The sequence below is a fragment of the Alteromonas sp. W364 genome, from assembly GCF_031846205.1.
In the GTDB taxonomy this organism is placed as follows: Bacteria; Pseudomonadota; Gammaproteobacteria; order Enterobacterales; family Alteromonadaceae; genus Glaciecola; species Glaciecola blandensis.
The window spans coordinates 336,056-358,117 of sequence record NZ_JAVRID010000004.1 but is presented as its reverse complement, the minus strand read 5'-3'; the positions used below and the strand labels follow the sequence as shown (position 1 = coordinate 358,117).

At 42.8% G+C, this 22,062-nt stretch carries 14 protein-coding genes; 4 read left to right on the top strand and 10 right to left on the bottom strand.

The features are described from left to right. Positions 1 to 120 precede the first annotated feature (120 nt). On the top strand, positions 121 to 1,770 hold the full coding sequence (locus RM556_RS08835) for a SulP family inorganic anion transporter (protein WP_311360644.1): 1,650 nt from the start codon (positions 121 to 123) through the stop codon (positions 1,768 to 1,770). A 62-nt stretch (positions 1,771 to 1,832) separates the two neighbouring features. Here the strand turns inward: RM556_RS08835 and greA are convergent, their stop codons facing one another. The 4 genes from greA to dapB form a co-directional block, all read right to left on the bottom strand. Continuing rightward, a complete protein-coding gene (gene greA / locus RM556_RS08830) occupies positions 1,833 to 2,309 on the bottom strand; it encodes a transcription elongation factor GreA (RefSeq protein WP_311360645.1) in 477 nt (158 codons plus the stop codon). A gap of 224 nt (positions 2,310 to 2,533) precedes the next feature. Further along, positions 2,534 to 5,755 carry a carbamoyl-phosphate synthase large subunit gene (gene carB / locus RM556_RS08825; RefSeq protein ID WP_311360646.1) on the bottom strand — a complete coding sequence of 1,074 codons (3,222 nt, stop codon included), beginning with the start codon at positions 5,753 to 5,755 and terminating at the stop codon, positions 2,534 to 2,536. A gap of 17 nt (positions 5,756 to 5,772) precedes the next feature. Further along, the gene (gene carA, locus RM556_RS08820) at positions 5,773 to 6,912 is read right to left on the bottom strand and encodes a glutamine-hydrolyzing carbamoyl-phosphate synthase small subunit (RefSeq protein WP_311360647.1); all 1,140 of its coding nucleotides are present in this window, start codon (positions 6,910 to 6,912) and stop codon (positions 5,773 to 5,775) included. Between the two features lie 351 nt (positions 6,913 to 7,263). Further along, on the bottom strand, positions 7,264 to 8,067 hold the full coding sequence (dapB, locus tag RM556_RS08815) for a 4-hydroxy-tetrahydrodipicolinate reductase (protein ID WP_311360648.1): 804 nt from the start codon (positions 8,065 to 8,067) through the stop codon (positions 7,264 to 7,266). 187 nt (positions 8,068 to 8,254) lie between these two features. Between dapB and RM556_RS08810 the strand changes: the two genes are divergently transcribed. Further along, a complete protein-coding gene (locus tag RM556_RS08810) occupies positions 8,255 to 8,953 on the top strand; it encodes a cytochrome b/b6 domain-containing protein (protein WP_311360649.1) in 699 nt (232 codons plus the stop codon). A 433-nt stretch (positions 8,954 to 9,386) separates the two neighbouring features. On the opposite strand, the gene RM556_RS08805 is transcribed toward RM556_RS08810, so the two are convergent. The 4 genes from RM556_RS08805 to grpE form a co-directional block, all read right to left on the bottom strand. Continuing rightward, positions 9,387 to 9,854 carry a cytochrome c gene (locus tag RM556_RS08805; protein WP_311360650.1) on the bottom strand — a complete coding sequence of 156 codons (468 nt, stop codon included), beginning with the start codon at positions 9,852 to 9,854 and terminating at the stop codon, positions 9,387 to 9,389. Positions 9,855 to 10,007: 153 nt separating this feature from the next. Further along, positions 10,008 to 11,126 carry a molecular chaperone DnaJ gene (gene dnaJ / locus RM556_RS08800; RefSeq protein ID WP_311360651.1) on the bottom strand — a complete coding sequence of 373 codons (1,119 nt, stop codon included), beginning with the start codon at positions 11,124 to 11,126 and terminating at the stop codon, positions 10,008 to 10,010. 220 nt (positions 11,127 to 11,346) lie between these two features. Beyond that, positions 11,347 to 13,272, bottom strand: a complete 1,926-nt coding sequence (gene dnaK / locus RM556_RS08795) for a molecular chaperone DnaK (RefSeq protein ID WP_311360652.1) — start codon at positions 13,270 to 13,272, stop codon at positions 11,347 to 11,349. 94 nt (positions 13,273 to 13,366) lie between these two features. Beyond that, positions 13,367 to 13,990, bottom strand: a complete 624-nt coding sequence (gene grpE / locus RM556_RS08790; RefSeq protein ID WP_311360653.1) for a nucleotide exchange factor GrpE — start codon at positions 13,988 to 13,990, stop codon at positions 13,367 to 13,369. 272 nt (positions 13,991 to 14,262) lie between these two features. Here grpE and RM556_RS08785 point away from each other — a divergent pair, with 272 nt between their 5' ends. Beyond that, entirely contained in the window at positions 14,263 to 17,640 is a 3,378-nt protein-coding gene (locus RM556_RS08785; protein ID WP_311360654.1) for a PAS domain-containing hybrid sensor histidine kinase/response regulator, read from the top strand. A 151-nt stretch (positions 17,641 to 17,791) separates the two neighbouring features. Beyond that, on the top strand, positions 17,792 to 18,892 hold the full coding sequence (locus RM556_RS08780; RefSeq protein ID WP_311360655.1) for a GGDEF domain-containing protein: 1,101 nt from the start codon (positions 17,792 to 17,794) through the stop codon (positions 18,890 to 18,892). Here the strand turns inward: RM556_RS08780 and RM556_RS08775 are convergent. Both RM556_RS08775 and RM556_RS08770 read right to left on the bottom strand, forming a co-directional pair. Further along, on the bottom strand, positions 18,889 to 19,521 hold the full coding sequence (locus RM556_RS08775) for a response regulator transcription factor (protein ID WP_311360656.1): 633 nt from the start codon (positions 19,519 to 19,521) through the stop codon (positions 18,889 to 18,891). The two genes, RM556_RS08780 and RM556_RS08775, sit on opposite strands and share 4 nt — an antisense overlap. A 133-nt stretch (positions 19,522 to 19,654) precedes the next feature. Beyond that, entirely contained in the window at positions 19,655 to 21,940 is a 2,286-nt protein-coding gene (locus RM556_RS08770) for a TonB-dependent receptor (RefSeq protein WP_311360657.1), read from the bottom strand. Between the last annotated feature and the right edge of the window lie 122 nt (positions 21,941 to 22,062).

The window sequence follows — 22,062 nt, the reverse complement described above, 5'->3', positions numbered from 1 at the left end:
TATAGCAGATCAAACCACTGTATACGTGTTTTACAGTATACTAAGCCACGGATATTCAGGGCGCTCAATGAGCGCCTTATTTTTGCCAAAATATAAGAACAATAATGATAGGTGATTTACGTGCAGATTTTTAACACCATAAACCGCTCCAACCTGAGAGGCGATATCCTTGGGGGTGTCACTGCAGCGATTGTCTCGCTGCCTCTCGCTTTAACCTTTGGTGTTGCCTCAGGTGTAGGTCCTGAAGCCGGTTTATACGGTGCCATTATCATTGGTCTCTTTGCATCTCTATTTGGTGGCACACCCACACTGATATCTGAGCCAACAGGCCCTATGACAGTCATCATGGCAGCGGTAGTGACTACGTTGATAGCGGACAATCCTGATAACGGCCTTGCGATGGCATTTACGGTAGTCATGATCGCAGGCTTAACGCAAATAGCGTTTGGTGTAATGAAGTTAGGTAAATACATCACTATGATGCCCTACAGCGTCATATCTGGGTTTATGTCAGGCATTGGCTGTATCCTTATCGTAATGCAGCTAGCCCCCGCGATGGGTTCCGCTGCGCCAAGTGGAGGTGTTAGTGGCACACTGACCTCTCTGCCTGAGATTATTTCAAATATAAGCTTTGTTGAGTTAGGCATGGCGCTGGCCACCATTGCGATTTTATTCCTCACTCCGAAGAAGTTAAAAAATATTCTGCCTCCACAACTGATCGCGCTTGTCATGATTTCGATTGTGTCAGTGATATTTTTTCAATCTGTAGATATTCGCCGGATTGGTGAAATTAATGTTAGTTTGCCATCTCTCGTTCTCCCTGAGTTCACACCTGAACAAATTAAAACCATGGTCTTGGATGGTATCGTGCTTGGAATGCTTGGTTGCATCGACTCTATGCTGACGTCGGTGATTGCCGACAACCTGACACGCAGCGAACACAAATCCGATAAAGAACTTATTGGACAAGGCGTCGGTAACATGATGTCTGGGCTTTTTGGCGGCTTACCAGGTGCTGGCGCGACAATGGGTACAGTAGTTAATATTCAAGCTGGGGCGAAAACCGCGCTATCCGGCTTAGTGAGAGTGTCTGTGCTAGTGGTAGCTATCTTTGGTGCCTCTGGTTTGATATCAGTCATCCCTATTGCGGTGCTTGCTGGTATTGCAGTGAAAGTTGGCATAGACATCCTTGACTGGAGCTTCATTAAACGCGCTCACAAGGTTTCTAAGCAGTCTTCTCTTATCATGTATGCTGTTTTGTTACTTACTGTCTTTGTCGACCTTGTGGTTGCTGTAGGTATCGGAGTGTTCATTGCTAATATTATTACGATAGAAAAGCTCAGTGCATCACAAGCCAAAAACATTAAAGCGATTAGTGATGTTGATGGTCGCCTGCCCTTAACCATAGAACAGCGACAACTATTGAATAAAGCCAACGGTGAGATACTGTTCTTCTACCTGAGCGGCACGATGATATTTGGCGTATCCAAAGCACTCTCTCGCGAACTCAGCAGTATGACGGAGCATAAAGTGATTATTATCGACTTGAGCGATGTCTCGTTTCTAGATGACACAATAGCGTTAGCAATCGAGAACTTGATCAAAGATGCTAATCAACTAGAAAAACACATTATTATGTTGGTGAAGCAAGACAGTTCTAAAAAGAAACTGCAAAAGATGGGCTTTACTGAAATACTTCCGCCAGATGCTTTTGTACAAAATCGTACTGAAGCACTGACGAAAGCGACTGAATGGTTAGGGCACCATTAACGAGTAAAAACTTGTGGGGCCCCAATGTAGATAAGGGGCCAAATAAAGGTTTACATAAGGGCTTAGATATATTCGACTTCGATAATTTCGAACTCTACTGCACCCTTTGGTGTTTGGATCGTGACTACGTCATCGAGTTCTTTACCAATCAAACCACGTGCGATTGGCGAATTTACTGAAATCAATTGGTTCTTAATATCAGACTCATCGTCACCGACAATTTTATAAGTAATCTCTTCTTCATTCTCAGTATTTAATACTGTCACTGTTGTGCCAAAAATGACTTTACCTGTGTTTGGCATTTTAGTGACGTCAATAATTTGAGCATTCGACAGTTTGCCTTCAATATCTTGGATACGACCTTCACAGAAACTTTGTTGCTCTCTGGCAGCATGATATTCAGCATTCTCTTTCAAATCACCATGTTCGCGCGCGTCTGCAATAGACTTCACGATTTCAGGACGTTTTACCGACTTTAGTTCTTTTAATTCTTGGCGCAACATCTCTGCACCATGCGCAGTCATTGGATATGTAGTCATGTATCTACTCTTTAATTATTCTATTTGTTTGATTGGACGAGTGAGTTTCTCACTGTTGTCTATAACTCTTAATACTAGGTTAGTTTCATATTAGTATCAAAATAGACAAAAATGCGCCAGTGAAGGCGCATTTTTCATTTTTAGCTCTAGTTGCCATGATAACCTATTTTGAAAAAGTCAAAAACAGCTATCTGCTATAGCGCATCAAGATAAACGATATCTTGTTAAGCATTCACACGTTGATGCAATTCTTGAACAGAGCTTACATTCACTTTGGCATCTGCTGTTCGTGCACGTATTGTGGCAAAAGCAGCGTTAAGTGTTGTGGTATAGCTCATTTTGTTTAACAGTGCTTCGCGGCGAATATAGACTGAGTCAGTTATCGCTTGGCGTCCCTCTGTTGTGTTGACTACGTAACAGTACTCACCATTTTTTATCGCATCTACGATATTTGGACGGCCTTCAGATAGCTTATTAACGATACCGCACTCAACACCATGATCACGCAAGAAAGACGCTGTTCCTTTGGTCGCTTCGACAGTAAAACCTTGCTCTATCATTTCCCGAGCCAAACCTATTAGGCGTTGTTTGTCGTTATTTCTAACTGACAATAGCACTTTACCCTCTACCGGTAATGGTGCTGATGCGCCTAAGTTCGCTTTTGCATAGGCTTCATCAAAGCCATTACCTACACCCATGACTTCGCCTGTTGAGCGCATTTCAGGGCCTAAGAGAGGATCGACACCTTGGAACTTAGCAAAAGGTAGCACAACCTCTTTCACCGAGAAAAACGGAGGTATGATTTCTTTGGTCACGCCTTGAGAAGCTAAACTCGTCCCAGCCATTGCTCTTGCAGCAACTTTAGCCAGTGGCACGCCGGTCGCTTTAGACACAAATGGCACTGTTCTTGCTGCTCTGGGGTTTACCTCAATCAGATACACTTCGTTGTCTTTAATAGCAAACTGGGTATTCATCAAACCAACGACCTCAAGCTCTAAGGCCATTTCGGTCACTTGCTTGCGCATCACATCTTGAATCTCTTCAGACAAGGTATACGGAGGTAAACTACATGCTGAATCACCCGAGTGAACACCTGCTTGTTCAATGTGTTCCATGATGCCGCCAATCACGACTTCTTTGCCATCACAAATCGCATCAATGTCTACTTCAATAGCGTCATCTAGGAAGCGATCTAAGAGCACTGGGCTGTCATTGGAAACCTTAACCGCTTCGTTCAAATAACGACGTAAGTCTTTTAGGTCATAAACAATTTCCATGGCACGGCCACCAAGAACATATGAAGGACGAACCACTAATGGAAAGCCAATTTCAGTCGCTCTCTCAAGCGCCTCTTCCATATTGCTAACCGTTGCATTCGCTGGCTGCTTCAAACCTAGTTTGTTAACCATATGCTGAAAGCGTTCACGATCTTCTGCTCGGTCAATCGCGTCAGGAGACGTACCAATAATCGGTACACCGTTTTCTTTCAGTGCGCGAGCCAATTTAAGCGGCGTTTGTCCGCCATATTGCACAATGACACCTTTTGGTTTTTCAACCCTAACGATTTCCAGCACATCTTCTAAGGTGACGGGCTCAAAGTAGAGCCTATCAGATGTGTCGTAGTCGGTAGAAACAGTCTCAGGGTTACAGTTAACCATAATCGTTTCGTAACCATCTTCACGCATGGCAAGTGCCGCATGTACACAACAATAATCGAACTCAATACCTTGTCCAATTCTGTTTGGACCGCCACCTAAGACCATTATCTTATCGCGATCTGACGGTTGTGATTCACACTCTTCATCGTATGTGCTGTACATGTAAGCTGTTGAAGTACTAAATTCTGCAGCACAAGTATCAACGCGTTTATATACCGGCAATATATCAAACTTATTGCGCATATCTCTCACGTCACTTTCGGCAACATTCGTAAGCTCAGCAATCCTAGCGTCTGCAAAACCCTTACGCTTCAGCGTGCGCATTAATTGTTGATCAATTTCTGACAGGCCGATACGCTCAATTAATTGCTCGAGTTGCACGATTTCTTCTAGCTGTACAAGGTACCAACGGTCGATGTTAGTTAACGCGAATATTTCTTCAACGGACATGCCCATTCTAAAAGCATCACCGATATACCAAATGCGTTCAGCACCTGGCTCACGCAATTCATAAATCAGTTTATTTTTCGCTTCAGGGTCATTCAAATCAAGGATGGGATTCAAACCAGACACGCCGACTTCCAATCCTCGTAAAGCCTTTTGTAAAGACTCTTGTTGATTGCGACCAATCGCCATGACTTCACCAACAGACTTCATCTGAGTGGTCAGTCTATCGTTTGAGCCAGCAAACTTTTCGAAATTGAAACGCGGTATTTTGGTCACAACATAGTCAATTGCAGGTTCGAAGGATGCAGGTGTTAGGCCGCCAGTAATATCATTTGCTAACTCATCCAAAGTAAAGCCAACTGCCAGTTTCGCTGCAATTTTTGCAATTGGGAAGCCAGTCGCTTTTGATGCTAGTGCTGATGAGCGCGACACACGTGGGTTCATCTCGATGATGACCATGCGGCCTGTATCTGGACACACGCCGAACTGTACGTTTGAACCGCCAGTTTCAACGCCGATTTCACGCAATACTGCCATAGCGGCATTCCGCATAATCTGAAACTCTTTATCAGTTAAGGTTTGTGCAGGAGCGACTGTGATTGAATCCCCGGTATGCACGCCCATTGGGTCAAAGTTTTCAATTGTACAAACGATGATACAGTTGTCCGCTTTATCGCGTACAACTTCCATCTCGTATTCTTTCCAACCGATTAATGATTCGTCAATAAGCAGTTCGGAAGTGGGTGATAAATCAAGGCCGCGAGTACAAATTTCAGTGAATTCGTCTTTGTTATACGCAATTCCGCCGCCCGTGCCGCCCATTGTAAAAGACGGTCTAATGATACACGGGAAACCGATGCGGGTGGATACGTCGTAAGCTTGCTCTAATGTATGCGCAATCTCAGCACGAGGACATTCTAGCCCAATGGATTTCATTGCTTTATCGAATCGCTCTCGGTCTTCGGCTTTATCGATAGCATCCGCCGATGCTCCAATTAGCTCTACATTGAACTCTTTGAGAACACCATGCTTATTTAAGTCGAGTGCACAATTAAGGGCTGTTTGACCGCCCATCGTTGGCAATACTGCATCCGGGCGTTCTTTGGCAATAATATTACGAACAACTTCCCACTGAATTGGCTCTATGTATGTGGCGTCAGCCATCTCAGGATCGGTCATTATTGTTGCTGGGTTAGAGTTTACCAAGATAACTCGGTAACCCTCTTCTCTTAGGGCTTTACACGCTTGAGCACCAGAATAGTCAAACTCGCAAGCTTGACCAATAACAATAGGTCCAGCGCCAAGAATTAAGATACTCTTGAGGTCGGTACGTTTTGGCATAGTCTTTATTCCTACTGTTAAGCTTGAGTTTTAGATTGAACGATTAAGTCTATGAACTTGTCGAATAAGGGCGCAGCATCATGAGGACCTGGGCTCGCTTCTGGGTGACCTTGGAAGCTAAATGCCGGTTTATCTGTGCGTTCAATACCTTGTAATGACTTATCAAATAAAGACACGTGAGTGACTTTAACGTTTTCGGGTAGTGAGGATTCTTGTACGGCAAAACCATGATTTTGACTGGTGATCATTACCACATCTCGAGCCAGGTCTTTCACTGGATGATTTGCGCCATGATGGCCAAACTTCATCTTTTCAGTATTCGCGCCACTTGCCAATGCAAGTAATTGATGACCGAGACATATCCCAAAGATTGGAATACCTTTATCTAAGAATACTTTTATCGCTTCAATTGCATAAGTACATGGCTCGGGATCGCCAGGGCCGTTTGATAAAAAGATACCATCGGGATTTAGCGCAAGGACATCGTCGGCGCTAGTTTCAGCAGGTACTAAGCTTAGCTTGCAACCTCGGTCAACTAACATTCTTAAAATGTTGCTTTTGGCGCCAAAGTCGTAAGCGACAACGTGATAAGGCAAATCGGTTTTGTTAGTCGCATAACCTTTACCTAGTTCCCATGAACCATCAACCCATTGTGTTTTTTCGGTGCGTGAAACGACTTTTGCGAGATCCATTCCTTTTAAACCAGGAAATGCTTTCGCTTGTTCTAAAGCATCGCTTTGTGACAGCGCATCGGCCGAGACAATACAGCCGCGTTGAGCACCCTTGTCTCGTAAAATCCGAGTTAATCTTCGCGTATCAATATCTGCAATCGCGACAATATTATTGTCACTTAAATAGTCAGAAAGAGATTTTTCACTGCGGAAGTTGCTAGCAATTAAGGGCAAGTCTCTAATGACAAGGCCTTTGGCCCAGATTTTATCAGATTCAATATCTTCGGAGTTTGTTCCGGTGTTACCTATATGAGGGTAAGTGAGTGTGATGATTTGTTCGGCGTATGAAGGGTCAGTAAGAATTTCCTGGTATCCAGTCATGGATGTATTAAAGACAACTTCTCCAACACTGTAACCAGAAGCGCCAATGGAAGTACCGTTGAAAACAGAACCATCTTCAAGCACTAAAAGGGCAGAAATAGCCAAGTCAACCTCCTAAAAGTAAAGGTAACAAGGGAAATAGCGGCGAAACACCATTATTTCCGAAAAATACGATAAATCAGTGATTAAACTGTACTTTATCGAAGCTTCTTCGCGTTGTTTTGCATTCTCAATGCAGTCACGTTGACTCGCGTCCACGGCTAAAATTGCCATGTGTGCGTGCTTTCGTCCTGCGCGAAATTGCAAATTAGTGGCAAATTCCGATGAGTATATATGAACGAGAGCGATTGATCTATTTTTTTCTGAAATTTACTTAGTAAACATCAAAAAATGCGGACTTAGGCATGATTTCATGCTTAAACACTTAAAACAAGCAGATTAATCACTCTTAATGGCTTACTTTAAATTGAGCACTTCTTGCATCGTATACAAGCCTGCCGGTTTGTCCTTTAACCAGCCCGCGGCTTTCAAAGCACCGTTGGCAAAGGTCAATCGGCTAGATGCCTTATGAGTTAACTCAATCCTTTCGCCAATCGCGGCAAATATTGCGGTATGTTCACCGACGATATCTCCAGCTCTTACCGTGCTAAAACCAATTGTTTCAAGCTTCCGCTCGCCGGTATCTCCTTCTCGCCCATAAACAGCACATTGTTTAAGGTCGCGACCTAATTCATCGGCAATCGCTTCGCCAATCGCCATTGCAGTTCCTGAAGGCGCATCCTTCTTGAAACGATGGTGAGCTTCAACGATTTCAATATCAGCGTTATGCCCCATAACTGCGCTAGTTTGCTTGGCTAAACTAAGCAACAAGTTTACGCCTACACTGTAGTTTGCAGCGAACACAATCGGGATGGATTTGGCAGCTTCGTCGATTAGGGCTAAGCCACTTTCGTCTAAGCCTGTTGTGCCGATCACGATAGGTTTACTGTGTTTTACACACCAAGCTAAATTATCTGCCAGCGCCTCTGGTAGTGTAAAATCGATGACTACATCTGCTATATCAGAGGGCTTGTGCTGGTTCTCGCAAATTGCAATATATTGTTTTGCGATACCGGCTAACTCACCCGCATCAATTCCAACGAAACTAGAACCATTGCGCACACTCGCAAAACCGAGAGAAACATCGGTATGTTGATAACATGCATCAATTAATACACGCCCCATTCTTCCATTAGCACCTAATACACCAATTTTAGTCAAATCTTTATCCTCACAGTATTATTAACGCAATTATCCACGAAAGGACCGCATGTGAACACCCAATAAACACAAAATGAACAATTTTTTGAGCGCCAATTTGAATTAATTGACCTAAATAGAAGAATTGATTGAGCAAGTTCGATTGAATCCTTACACTATTGTTTTTTGTTCATACAACAGAGGGAATATGACAGTTTACGTTTGGGATTTTCCAACTCGCATTTTTCATTGGCTGTTAGTAGCAACCTTAGTATCGCAATATCTAACGGTTGAAGTGTTAGACAATGCCATCCAATGGCACTTCTATGGTGGTTATTTCATGATGGGACTCATCATATTCAGACTACTTTGGGGGATTATGGGTGCTTATTACGCGCGTTTCTCTGCATTTATAGTATCGCCTGCTGTTGCCCTCACTTATGCAAAGTCTTTAAATACCTCGCACTATAAAGCTAGCTTAGGCCACAATCCTCTGGGCGCGTATTCTATTATTTTTGTCCTGACTGCACTTATCACTCAAACTATCAGTGGTTTGTTTGTTAGTGATGATATTTTTGACTCTGGCCCCTATTATTCTGCAGTTTCAGCCTCTACTCAAGATATTATGAATTGGTTGCATCACAACTTGTTTAATGCCATTTGGGTGTTTTTGGTCTTGCATATCGGCGCGATGATTTTTTACAAGTTTAAGATGAAGCAAGATTTAGTGAAAAGCATGCTCAGCGGTTATAAAAAAATAAATGACTCAAATAATGAATCTAGTGAGCCTATTGATACTCAAAATTTTTGGCTACGCGCTTTTATATTTGCCGGATTATCTGCAGGCTTGGTGTATATGATAGTGGTCGTGCTTGCGCCAGAAGCCAGTGACGAGTTTTATTACTAATATAAGTACTGTTCTAGTGACTTATCATCGAACAAAAAAAAACAGCCGAGCAAGGCCTGCTCGGCTGTTCATTTTCTAAAAGTGACTTTTAGTTACTTGTTGTTTGTAATGTCTAAAAGAACATGTTCGCTTGTGAGATTGTTAAACCATATAGAATAGTCAATCCCACCGCCAACGCTGTTTGTTTTAAAGCATGTTTTGACATAATAGCCAATCCTTTTATTTTTTTTATTAGGATTAAGCACTATTAACTTCCATTTACTACTTCGCTTCTCTCAGGGTACAGAGGAGCGCTTGTTACATACTTGTAAAGACTCTCAGTAGCAATAGCACTGAAACGATTCTGAACTTCTCCCAAAAAGCCATCATCGTTAACAAGATTGTTACATATTATAAAGTAAAAGCAAACGCTACTTTGGTCTAAGAACTCAATTTAGTCCGTTTTGTATTTGTCATGACAAGCTTTACAAGTACTTCCAACTGAACCGATAGCAGCGCGAAATTTAGCTTCATCACCGGCTGCGGCAACACTTTGCAAGGACTTGGCTGCATCAACCATATCTTGTGCTTTGGCATTAAAGTCGGCCATGTTCTCCCAGATATCATCTGCAGCTTCTGTTTTTATACTAAATTTGCGAGTATCAGTTTCGAAATAGTCCGGCATCATCATGCCAAGTTGTTCTATACGTAATCCATATTTTTGCATTGCATCAGCGTCATAAGGTATTTGTCCTTTAGCCATACCGCCAAGAGGACCCATGTTGCTTCTTACTAATTGTAAAAGAGCTTGGCGAAATTCTGCGGATGTTTTCGCTTGTTTCTCTGAACTAGCCTCTTTGCTTATTGCAGTACCTGTAAAAAGTGTGGCTAAGATGGCAATCGCCGACAGCGTTTTTCTCATGATAATTCCCTATTGATAATGATTAGAAACATTGCACTCTTGGGTGCAATTAAGATTATAACGTGCTCGAACTAAATAATAGACCATTTCCATAGTGTCGGTAAAAAAAACGCCTATCTTTTCAGATAAGCGTTTGATTAGGTGTTTTGATTGTTACTTAGTTAAATCGTCAAAGAACTTTTTAACCCCGTCAAAGAACCCCTGTTCCTTTGGTCGATGTTTACCACCACCTAAGCTGGCATCAAACTCTTCCAACATTTCTCTTTGTTTAGTCGACAAGTTTACTGGCGTCTCTATCACAACCTTACACATAAGGTCGCCGACACTTCCGCTTCGAACAGACTTAACGCCTTTGCCTCGTAAACGGAACATCTTGCCGGTTTGAGTTTCAGGTGTAATTTTTAATTTAACCTTACCATCTAAGGTCGGCACTTCAATTTCACCGCCAAGTGCCGCTGTTGCAAAACCTAGCGGGACTTCACAGTATAGGTTGTTGCCATCTCTGGCAAAAATATCATGCTCACGAATATGAACCTGAACATATAAGTCACCCGCTGGTGCACCTGTTTCCCCGGCTTCACCTTCGCCAGTTAAACGAATACGATCACCTGTGTCGACGCCTGCAGGCACTTTAACCGACAGTGTTTTCGTTTTTTCTGTGCGGCCCTGACCACGACAAGGTGTACAAGGATCGCTAATAATTTGTCCTTTACCAGAGCATGTTGGACACGTTTGCTGAACGGCGAAGAAACCTTGGCGCATTTGCACCTGACCATTGCCCTTACATGTCGGACAGGTTGTTGGAGAAGAGCCTTTTTTCGCACCTGAGCCGTGACAAACTTCACACTCAACTAAAGTTGGCACTCGAATTTCAACTTCTTTGCCACGCACGGCTTCTTCTAATGACATTTCCAAATTATAACGCAAGTCAGAGCCCTGACGTGCTCGTGATTGACGACCGCGACCACCACCAAAAATATCACCAAATACGTCACCAAATATATCGCCGAAATCGGCGCCATGTCCATGACCACCGCCACGGTTTGGATCAACACCGGCATGTCCGTACTGATCGTAGGCTGCACGCTTTTGGTCATCGGTTAGAATTTCATGAGCTTCTTGAATCTCTTTGAATTTTTCTTCCATACCTTTGTCGCCCTGAGTTCTATCAGGGTGGTATTTCATGGCGAGCTTTTTATAGGCCTTTTTAATAGTGCGCTCATCTGCACTCTTTGGTACGCCTAATACTTCGTAGTAATCTCGTTTGGACATAAATTCAAGGTTTCCTGCTATCTAATCTATTTACATGGATGAAACTATTTTTATAAAGGCTCTTTATTACTATTTGCTGATTCTGAATGGATCTAAGCATTGGGTAAAAAGCATTTATAAAACATCGGTTTAACTAAAATTTTCAGTTAAACCTGATACGAACAAGGCGCAACTCGTCTTCACTCGCTGCGCCTATGTTTATTGAAAAGCGTTAGATGACTTATTTTTTGTCGTCTTTCACTTCTTCAAATTCAGCATCAACGACGTCATCATCAGCTGGAGCTGCTGCACCGTCGTTACCTTCAGGAGCGCCTTGGCCTTCTGCCGCAGCTTTCGCCTGTGCGATTTCCATTAACTTGGTAGATGCTTCCATTAGCGCTTGTACTTTCGCATCGATTTCAGCTTTGTCGTCGCCCTTACGCGCGGTTTCAAGAGCTTCAAGCGCTGCTTCGATAGTCGCTTTATCTTCTTCTGGAAGTGCATCACCAGCTTCTTCAATCTGCGTCTTCGTGCCATGGATCATGCCATCAGCTTGGTTTCTCGCTTGAACGAGTTCTTCAAACTTAGCGTCAGCGTCTTTGTTCGCTTCTGCATCTTGTACCATTTGCTCGATTTCATCATCACTCAAGCCTGAGTTCGCTTTGATCGTAATCTTCTGCTCTTTACCTGTATCTTTATCTTTTGCTGATACATGTAAAATGCCGTCAGCATCGATATCGAAGGTGACTTCAATTTGAGGGGTACCTCTAGATGCTGGACGAATGCCTTCAAGATTAAACTGACCTAAAGACTTGTTGCCTTGGGCTTGCTTACGCTCACCTTGCAGCACATGAACAGTTACCGCAGCTTGATTATCTTCAGCCGTTGAGAACACCTGAGATTTCTTCGTAGGGACGGTGGTATTTTTCTCAATCAATGCCGTCATTACGCCACCCATTGTCTCAATGCCCAGTGACAATGGCGTTACGTCTAACAATAAAACGTCTTTCACGTCACCTGCAAGTACACCACCTTGAATGGCTGCACCAGTCGCTACCGCTTCATCAGGGTTAACGTCTTTACGCGGTTCTTTGCCGAAGAATTCAGTAACATACTTCTGAACAAGCGGCATACGTGTTTGACCACCAACCAAAATAATGTCGTTGATGTCGCTTACTGACAAATCAGCATCAGCTAACGCTTGCTTCAATGGCTGTAGTGACTTTTTCACTAAGTCTTCAACTAAAGATTCTAACTTCGCGCGCGTCACTTTGATAGCTAAATGCTTAGGACCACTCGCATCTGCAGTGATGTATGGCAAGTTCACTTCTGTTTGTTGCGCAGAAGATAATTCAATTTTTGCCTTTTCACCCGCTTCTTTCAGACGCTGCATAGCTAAAGGATCTTTGCGTAAATCGAAACCTTGGTCTTTCTTAAACTCTTCAACAAGATAATTGATCATGCGATTATCGAAGTCTTCACCACCTAGGTGAGTATCACCATTCGTCGCTAGTACTTCAAAAGTGTGCTCGCCATCAGCTTCGTCAATTTCAATGATTGAAATATCGAAAGTACCACCACCAAGGTCATAAACAGCAACGACGCTGTCGCCTTTTTTCTTGTCCATACCGTATGCTAGAGCTGCGGCAGTAGGTTCGTTGATGATGCGCTTCACTTCTAAACCTGCGATGCGGCCTGCATCTTTAGTTGCTTGACGCTGAGCATCATTAAAGTAAGCAGGTACCGTGATAACGGCAGCTGTCACTTCTTCGCCTAAGTAATCTTCGGCTGTCTTCTTCATTTTTTTAAGCACTTCAGCAGAAATCTGTGGAGGTGCCATTTTCTCGCCGTTTGCTTCGACCCAAGCATCACCGTTATCTGCGTTGATGATTTTGAAAGGCATGATATCGATATCACGCTGTACTTCTTCATCTTCAAAACGACGACCAATCAAACGTTTGATTGCGAATAGTGTGTTTTCAGGGTTTGTTACTGCTTGACGTTTCGCAGGCTGACCTACTAAGGTTTCGCCTTCTGAACTGTAGGCAATAATCGACGGAGTTGTACGATCGCCTTCTGCGTTCTCAATAACTTTTGCTTTGTCGCCGTCTAATACTGCGACACATGAATTTGTTGTACCTAAATCGATACCAATGATTCTACCCATTTGTGTGTCTCCAAAAATGTGTTAATGCTCTTTGCATTAATAAGTGGGGTTAATACCCATGTTTTCAATACGTGTTTTAAAAAAATTTACAAGTTTACACTTGTGTATCTACGCCATCACTCGCTGCACGTGACACCATAACCATGGCGGGACGAAGCAAACGACCGTTTAGCGTGTAACCTTTTTGCATGACTGCCATTACGGTATTTGGCGCTAAATCGGCAGACTCTTGCATTGACATCGCTTGGTGAAGTTCTGGGTTAAAAGACTCACCTTGCGGGTCAACCACCTGCATTCCAAACTTTTCAACAGTACTTGTGAATGACTTCAGAGTGAGTTCAACACCCTCAATCACTGGCTTAATGGCATCATTTTCAGCGTCCGCCACTTGCATTGCACGCTCAAGGTTGTCCAATACCGGCAATAATTCGCTAGCAAATTTTTCTAAAGCAAACTTACGTGCTTTATCTACCTCTTGTTCGGCTCTGCGCTTGGCGTTTTCCATGTCTGCGCGGGCACGCAACACTGCATCTTTCTGACCATCAATAGTGCCGTTAGCAATCTCCAACTCAGCCTCAAGCTCAGCGATACGAGCGATGTTGTCATCGTCGTTGATACTCTGCTCAAGCTCATCAGCAGTCATCGTTTGCTCATTTTCGGTCAGCTCTTCGGCGCTAAGCTCTTCAATGTTTTCAGGATTGTTTTTGTCTTCACTCATTACTTTCTCCGCGGATACTTCTTAGTCTTACGTTCAGACGCTTTCTAGGCCGAACTTTATGCATGGCGGATAGATGGGGATAGAATTATGAGCTTCAAGTAAAAAAAACAAAATAACTGCATTTTTTCTCTTTTTTTGCTGCCGTATTCAGTTCAGACTCGGGGAATAACGAAAGTCTGATATCGTTTTCCTAAAAAGTTAGGTAAGTTAACGGCATTCGCTGAAGTCAAGTAACTCAGTGTTAAGTGACATTTTTGTATCAGGAGCACTGTTTGTTTTCGATTTATACCATCGCCTTTATTACACTCTCATACCTAGGGGTGTTGTTTGCCATTGCGTTTTACGGTAATCGCAAAAAGTCGCCCTCTCCTATCGTTTATTCACTTGCTCTAGGTGTACATTGCACATCCTGGGCATTTTTCGGTACAACGACGCAAGCCTCTCAATTCGGTTGGGCATTCGTGCCAACTTACCTAGGCGTTATTCTTGTGATGCTGTTTGCCTTCCCTGTCGTGTGCAAAGTCGCGCGCTTGTGTCGACAATTTAATATTAGTTCTCTGGCCGACTTTATCGGCATTCGATACCAGCACAGTCATTTAATCGCTGGAATTATTACCCTTATTTGCTTTGTTGGTGTCGTCCCCTATATCGCACTACAGCTTGATGCTATTACACTTATGCTCAGCTTAATTACCAAAGATAAGCTAGCTTTTGCGCCTAGTATTGGTTTTTATGTCGTTGCGTTCATGGCTTTGTTTGCCATTATATTTGGTACCCGAACGCTAGACCTTACCGAAAAGCACACAGGCTTAATGTATACGATCGCCTTCGAGTCCATTGTGAAACTCTTAGGTTTACTGATTGTCGGCATTTACGTTTGTTATTATTTGTTCAATGGCTTTTTTGATGTTTTCGTTCAAGCTGCAAAGGAGCCAGCAACCACTGAAATATTGCAGGCAGACTTTTCTGTTTGGATTTTTGTAAGTCACGTCATACTGGGTATTTGCTCGATGTTTTGTTTACCTCGACAGTTTCATATTAATTTTATTGAAAATAATAATGAAACAGAGCTTGTGCTAGCCCGCTGGCTTTTCCCGCTCTTCCTATTAGCGATGTCTATTTTTGTTCTGCCTATCGCACTTGCAGGTAATTTACTACTCGATACCGCTCAATATTCAACAGATAGTTTTGCCCTATCAATTCCCGTTCATTTTGACAATGAACTTGTCGCACTCACCTCTTTCATTGGGGGCTTATCCGGAGCGACAAGCATGGTAATCGTAGCGACTTTAGCTTTAGGCATTATGGTTGCGAACAGTTTAGTCACACCTCTTTGGCTTTCTACTCAAGTCACACCGCATCTGAAAAAAAGCTTAGCGCCTAGCAATATTCTGAGGATCCGCCAGTTTACGGTAATGTTAGTGTTCAGTATTGCCTATTGGTATCACTTAAACATTAGCCAAACAGCACCATTAGTTAAAAGTGGCTTTATTGCATTATCGCTCCTAGCGCAGATGTTTCCTGCTTTAATTATTGGTTTGTATTGGGGTAAAGCAAATAGAAGTGCAGCTTTGTTAAGCACTCTCAGTGGGGCCGGTTTATGGGTCTACTTCATTCTGTATCCAAGTATTTTATCGAGCTACTATTTTAATGAAATTCCGACTGATAGTGAGTTATCTCAGGGATTTTACTTAGCATTTGGCTTCAACATATTAGTATTTGTAGTGGTATCGATGTTCAATCGCCAAGCCCCCTCGGTAATTAACAACCCCTTTCTAATAAGTGACTCTCAACAATCAAAAACGCCTTATCAAATTGTCACTAATGAACTTGAAAGATTGATCGACAAAGTGATCCCCGCGAATTTGTCCGCTGCATTTTCTTCAAGGATCGAGCGCTCCAATGCGAATTTATTGGGTTATGCTGAACCTTCTACCTTGGCGCATGCAGAAAGACTACTTTCATCTCATATCGGTAACGCGGGCGCGAGGATATTGCTTGCGGCTATTTCGACTAATAAGAAGGATGATGTGCATGAGCTTAGTCATTGGGTAGAAGAAGCCTCTCAAAGCTTTCAGTTTAATCATGAATTACTGCAATCCTCGGTTGCGCATATTCCCCAAGGGATAAGTGTAATAAACCAAGAAATGAAATTGATAGCTTGGAACCAGAAATATGTCGATATGTTTGATTACCCTCAACACTTTTTAAAAATTGGTATGCCTATTATCGAGGTGCTCAAATACAATGCGTCGCGTGGTTTAATGAATGGCAAAGAAGATGAAAGGCTGAGTGTCAAAGAGCAGATACAACGTAGAATAGACCACATTAAATCAGGCAGCGCCTATAAGTTTCTGCGTGATAATACCAACGGTAATGTCATCGAAATTGTCGGAAGTCCTCTGCCTGGTGGTGGCTTCGTGACTACCTACAATGATATTAGTGAATACATTCATATCCAACGTGAATTACAGGAGTCTAAGCAAGAGCTAGAAAACCGCGTGGAACAACGAACAGCAGAATTGAATATTGCTAAACTCGATGCAGAGATGGCAAGCACAAGTAAAACCAAGTTTCTCGCAGCCGCGGGGCATGATTTAATGCAACCTTTTAATGCAGCCTCTTTATTTGCATCTATGTTGCATCAAAAAATCCAAGATACTGAAAATAGCGAATTAACAAAAGGGTTGGTGGGTGCGCTAGAAAATGCAGACCAATTACTCTCCATGTTACTTGATATGACAAAATTGGAATCAGGACTAATCAAGCCACATAAACAAGCCATAGACCTAAATGATTTACTGAAAAACTTAGTGAATGAATACCAAGTGCTGGCTCGCCAAAAAGGATTAAACATTCATTATGTGCCAACTAATATATGGGTGATTAGTGATCGACGTTTGCTAAATCGAATCATTCAAAACCTGATCACTAATGCGATTCGTTATACCGACCGCGGAAAGATTCTGGTCGGTGTAAGACGCCGCTCTCTTAACAATGTTGATATATGTGTTTTAGATTCAGGACGAGGTATTGCTGACGAACAAAAGAGTCTTATTTTTGACGAGTTCAAGCAATTAGATAAGCATGAAAACAATCAAGGTTTAGGCCTTGGTTTAACTATCGTTGAAAAAATGAGTGCCTTATTAGAGCACGATATCAAAGTGCGCTCAGAGCTAGGCAAAGGAACGCAATTCCAAGTTCAACTCCAACGAAGCAAGAACAAAAACCCAGTGTCCGCGCCGCTTAATCAAGCAAGTCAAGTTGAAACCTTCCTTGAAGGAAAATATGTCCTTCTCATAGAAAATGAACCACTTATTCAAGCCGCCATGACAACCCTATTTACTGATTGGGGAGCTAGAGTACTTGTTGCACGTGATCACGCTAGCGCTATGGACGCGTATCAGGACAACATAGATATTATCATTGCCGATTATCACTTGGATAACGCAGACAATGGTATTGACGTCTGCAAAGCCGTGCTATCGAGGCAGGATGCCGACGGAGTGGCTCGCTCTATCGTTGTGCTGAGTACAGCAGATAGAAGCCCCGAGCTTAGAGATGAAGCGTCTAATTTAGGTATCATGTTTTTACCTAAACCAGTGAAATCGCTCGCTTTGAAGCGACTACTTGGCAAAGCAATGAAATAATAAGCAGTCTAGGGCCTGTTGTCCTCTGGTGTATGAAACAGAATAAATCTTAGTGACTATAATTTATTCAGGTATACTTGGCGAAAATCCAACATTGGCCTATGATTTTCGCCATTTGAGTACAAGCAGTTAACGGTAACGAGATACCTCAGTGACAACACCACGTTCTAATATCAGTAGTAAGCAGCAAGTCACCCCTTTGGATGCTAGATATCAATACTTGAGTCAAGACCACTCAAATGTTCGTTTGTATTTAACCCTTAGGAATGTGTGTTTCTTAGGTGCTAGTGTACACATTTTATTTATTTTCTTTTTCTTAAGTATTGGTGCTATTTATTTATCGCTCATTAATATACTGAGCGTAAGCACTTGGCTTTTTGCTTTATATAAAAACCATCAAGGTCGATACTTCATCGCCACTATCGTATCGGCAATGGAAATTGTCGTGCATGCGGTGCTCGTCTCTCTTATTTTGGGCTTAAGCATGGGGTTTCATTACTTCCTTTGGCCTGTCGCAGCTCTACTCATGATGTCACCGCTGTTTTCAGCAAAAGTATCCTCAATCATTGGCTTCAGTATCATTAGTTTATTTGGCTTCTTGGAAGTTTATGCTGAACACATTGAATACAGCTTCGCGTATGAAGCCCTTGCGAGCTATGTTCAGATTGGCAACATTATGTTTGCGGCAGTAGGGTTTGTGTTGGTCACCCTGAGTGCTCGCTCAAAGAACGTAAAGACTGAAAAACAGCTATATGAGCTTGCCAATCAAGACGGGTTGACCGAAACCTATAATCGTCGTTTCGTTTATGATCTTGTAGAACAGATGCAGAAAGAACGCCGTCGCTCCAGTTCACTCAATTACACAGCAATGATTTGTGATATCGACGACTTTAAACAAATTACCGACCAACTTGGACACTTAGATGCTGACAAGGTCATTAAAGATGTCGCTGCGTATATTAAGTCTACCGTTAGAGAAACTGATCTGGTTGCGCGTTGGGGTGGAGAGCAATTTTTAATATTATTGATGGATATTGATGCCAAAGGCACCGTGTCTTTAAGTGAAAAAATACGTAAAAATGTGCGCTACCATGTTGACCTAAAGAGCAATACTGACCACATTACGACCTTGAGTATCGGCATTGCTAAAGCCAAAGAGAGTGAAGACTTCGAAGATACCCTCAGGCGGGCAGACATCAGCATGTACAAAGCGAAAAAACTAGGTAAAAACCGTATTATTAACGCCGACTAATCTAGCGCCATGAGTTGTTTGAAAATAACACCAGCTTGAGTTCGGTTGTTTACGTTCAGCTTTTTCAAACAAGCCGATGCATGTTGCTTTACAGTACTTTCTGAAATATTCAATTCATAGGCAATTTGTTTATTTAACAGACCGTCAGCCATCAAACCAAGTACTTTTAATTGATGCGGCGTGAGTTGCTCTATTCGCGTTAACAATGCCTCTTCTTCGTCAAAAGCACCATCCACACTCAGCATTAACTCATTCGGTAGCCATTCCCGACCATCAAGTACTTCAGCAACCGCTTCATTAATCATATCAAGAGATGTCGATTTAGGAATAAAAGCACTCGCACCTAAGGTCAGCGCTTTAGAAATAAGCCGAGGACTTTCTTCGGCTGACACCACAACAATTAATAAGTTGGGGAATTCCGCTCGTATTTGACTTAGGCCGGTTAAACCAGACTTGCCTGGCATCTTTAAATCTAAAAAGATGAGGTCGATATCGTCGTTCGCGGAGAGTGTTGCCAAGGTACTTTCGAAGTCTGCTGATTCAAACAGTTGCTCACCAAATACACCGCCAAGCGCTTGCTTCAGGGCATTTCTAAAGAGTGGATGATCGTCTGCAATAAGTGCTTTCATAATAGGTGGCTAATAGGTAATGCTATTGGAAATTGATAAAGACGTGACAACAGTAATCAAAAGCACACTTTTGTGCAAGAAACAAAAAAGGGGCCGAAGCCCCATAGGACACACAAATAAATCGATGTGTTTTTTAGAAGCGGTAACCAACAGTTAAGTGAACTGTACGTGGATCGCCATAATAACCGATTAATGTAGTATCACCACCCAAGCCAGGCAGTAATTCGCCATTAGGGCCAACACCTACAAAGTCATATCCACCGACTAAGTACTCTTCATCTGTTAGGTTTTTACCGTGCAGACTTGCGTACCAATCGCCTTCATTGCTTTCCCAGCTAACACTCACATTGAACATGCCGTAAGCGTCCTGTTCCAGCAGGTCACTGGTTTCGAACAATAGGTAATCGCCTCTGTAGTAATAGCCCGCATTGATCACAAAGCCACCAACGTTAGTTTCCAAGAAGTAGTTTGCTGACAAGTTAACAGTCGTCTCAGGGGTGTTAGACAAACCAATTAATGGCGGAATTGCATTGTTTACTTCAATTTTTTCGTCGATATAACCCAAGGCTAAATCAAAGGTCAAATTATCAGTTGCCACGTAGGTAACTTCAGCTTCAAGACCGGTTGCAGATGTTTCTGCAACATTTCGTAGCACTTGCTGTAAATCCGTTGCACTATTTCCTTCTCCAAACCCTACGTACTGTCTGTCTTTATGATCGAACGAGAACAGGGTGACATTCGTCCGCAGTCTATCATTCCAGTCTGCTTTCATGCCCACTTCAAGTGAATCAACGATTTCTGGATTAACACCGTCTTCGTTAATCGTCGCTCTTGGGTTAAATGTACCTGACTTGAATCCTTGTGAGTAACTCGCGAATAGTAAAATATTATCTGCCGCTTGATACTCAAGACCTAATCTTGGTGTGAAACGAGACCAACTTTGGCTCTTCGGCCCATCTAATACACCATCACCATTGGCATCATCACCCAGCACAGTCGGGACTAATTGTCCATCAGGGCGAACATAACCAGGGATCCAACCGCTTTGTGGATAAACGTTCGCAAAAACTAAACCATTATTTACAATGGCGGTTTTTTCTTCGTCAGTGTAACGGGCGCCCACTGTCATGCTAAGTGTTTCAGATATATCGAAACTTGCTTGTGTGTATGCAGCCCAGCTCTCTGAATTATTGCAGCCGGTCACTTCACGAGTTAAACCCGGAGTGCCGAACGCGGCTCGACCGAGGAAGCCAAGAATGGCGTCAAAATTACCGCATGACTCACCGTCATACAAATAGATACCGCTGACTAGAGAGTAACCATCAGTGCTGTAATTAGCCTGAATTTCATGTGTGCTGTTCTCATCTTTATACTCTGCTGGTACATCAAAAATATCGAGTGCCGTATTATCAAAGTCTATATTAGTTGGCGAGTAACCTTCTCTGCGTGACGCAATATATTTCAGTTCTAGCTCATCACTGTAATCATAAGAGATCATCAGGCTATACCCTTCAAGCTCAACCAAGTTGCTGGTCGGCAAGCTAGTGTATGAGTCGTATACCGAATCTGGCACAGGCGCATTGGTTAACAAGCTTGGTAAAAGTCGATACCCTCCCTTAGCGTTAGACGTATCGCGTGTTTTGTCCCAGTTTAATTTTATAAATAAATCATCTGCAGGGCGAAATTCAAGGTCAACTCTAGCGGCCCACAAGTCTTTGTTGTAGTTTTCGCGATCTTGATTTGCTAAAGCAGACTGCAAGTATTCACCAAAGCCGTCTCTACTCAAATCGGCGAAACCAAATCCAACATAGACTTTATCGTCAACAATAGGCAGTTGACCGGTAAGTTTAACATCGCGCTGAGAATAGCTACCCACAGTCGCTTCTGCGTTAAACTCGGTGCCGCCTGACATTGGTTTAGTCACATATTTTATCGCACCACCTATGGTGTTTTTTCCATAAAGTGTGCCTTGAGGGCCACGCAAAACTTCGATGCGATCAACGTCAAGTAAATCAAGCACAGCACCCTGTGGGCGAGCAATGTATACGTCATCAATATAAATACCGACACCTGGTTCATATCCCCAAAGCGGGTCTTGCTGACCTACGCCACGAATGAACGCCGTTAAGGTAGAGTTTGTACCACGGCTGGTTTGTAATGTTGTATTTGGGGAAAATTGTTGTATCTCAGTAATTTGAGCAATCCCCTTTTCACTGAGCTCTTTTGCACCAATGGAGGTGACTGCTAGTGGTACTTCTTGGAGGTTCTCGCTGGTCTTTCGAGCGGTAACCTGAATTCTTTCTAGTCGGATTTCTTCTTTGACTTCCGTCTCTTGAGCAGCAAGTTGCGGTGCGCTTAATGCCGTACTGACGGCGATAGCAAGTAATGCTAGTTGTGGTGTTCTTTTTGCAAGTTTCATTTGTTGGTGTCCCCTATCAAACTTCTTACTTCGTTATTGTCGATTATGTTCTATTTTTTATAGCTACGACTGCGGTCCTTATTTAATCTAGGTTAAAACTGATAAAAGGTAACTAGTACCAT